We start from the raw sequence: 1,181 nt of genomic DNA, 5'->3' as shown, positions 1-1,181 counted from the left end.
AACCATGCTCACGTTGAACGGCAACGGGTTGGGTACCGACGCCAACTGCATTTCCTCGGAATAAATGTGGCGCTGTACCGGAGTCCAGTCCTTGCCGCCCCATTCGACCGGCCAGTGCGGAACCGCCAGTCCGTGAGCGTTCAGAATCTGTTGGCCCGAAACGATGTCTTCACGCGTCAGCTTTCCGAATCCTGCTGCACGTGCACGAAGTTCGGGCGAAAATTCCGTGGTGAAGAACTTTCGCATCTCCTCGCGGAACGCAACTTCCTCACCGGTCAATTCGAGATTCATGTGGAGTCTGCTTTCTTATGTCAGGAATTCAGAACAAGATTCGTGCGACGGTCTGCGCAACAACGGCGGGCTTGTCCACGCCTTCGATCTCGACGGTGTTGGTAATCTGACTCTGCATCGAACCGTTCGGCAACTCTTCGATCGCGGAGAGCACTGCAGTGTTTCGAACCTTGGCTCCGACAGGCACCGGACTCGGGAATCGAACCTTGTCGGACCCGTAATTGATGACCATCTTCGCCCCGTCGATGCGGTACACGGACTTCGACAGAAGCGGCAGGAGCGAGAGGGTCAGATACCCGTGGGCAATCGGACCACCGAAAGGTGATTCACGCCTTGCCCTTTCGTCGTCGACGTGGATCCACTGATGATCACCGGTCGCGTCGGCGAATTGATGGACCATCTCGCGGGTGACCTCGACCCACTCGCTCGAGCCCAGCATTTCACCGACCGCCCCCAGGAGATCTGACTTGTTCTCGAACACCCGTGTCATCTGATCCTCCACGTTCCCGAACACTGTTAGGTTAATTGGATAATAAACTCACAGTGTAAGGTTGTCCAGTACTCAGACGAAAGGTTTCTGTGCGATGGCGCGACCGCGGGTTCCACTACTGAGCAAGCCGATCATCAGGGACACCGCCCTGAAACTGGTGGACGAGCACGGTTTGACAGACTTCTCGATGCGCAAACTCGCCACCGTCCTCGGCGTGCAGGCACCGTCGCTGTACAGCCATTACGCCAACAAGGACGAATTACTGGACGACGTCGCGAACGTCATCATGGAGTCCGTCGACGTGAGCGGCTTCGACTCAGACGATTGGCGCGGTGCGCTGCGCACGTGGGCGCGGTCCTACCATGCGGCCCTGGGCAAGCATCCCAACATCGTTCCCTAC

The 1,181-nt window shown here is 57.6% G+C and carries 3 protein-coding genes; 1 reads left to right on the top strand and 2 read right to left on the bottom strand.

What is annotated here, in order from left to right; translation table 11 throughout:
• Together ABT116_RS48400 and ABT116_RS48395 are read right to left on the bottom strand one after the other, a co-directional pair.
• On the bottom strand, positions 1-291 hold a 291-nt coding region (locus tag ABT116_RS48400), incomplete at its 3' end, for an acyl-CoA dehydrogenase family protein (RefSeq protein ID WP_351647902.1).
• Positions 292-319: 28 nt separating this feature from the next.
• On the bottom strand, positions 320-781 hold the full coding sequence (locus ABT116_RS48395) for a MaoC family dehydratase (RefSeq protein WP_296551871.1): 462 nt from the start codon (positions 779-781) through the stop codon (positions 320-322).
• A 94-nt stretch (positions 782-875) separates the two neighbouring features.
• Here ABT116_RS48395 and ABT116_RS48390 point away from each other — a divergent pair.
• Positions 876-1,181, top strand: a 306-nt coding sequence (locus ABT116_RS48390) for a TetR/AcrR family transcriptional regulator (RefSeq protein WP_351647900.1), incomplete at its 3' end; no start/stop codon positions are given.

This window comes from Streptomyces sp. NPDC002130 (genome assembly GCF_040296465.1).
Taxonomy (GTDB): domain Bacteria; phylum Actinomycetota; class Actinomycetes; order Streptomycetales; family Streptomycetaceae; genus Streptomyces.
The sequence above is the reverse complement of the archived record's forward strand: the minus strand, read 5'-3'. Positions and strand labels throughout refer to the sequence as shown.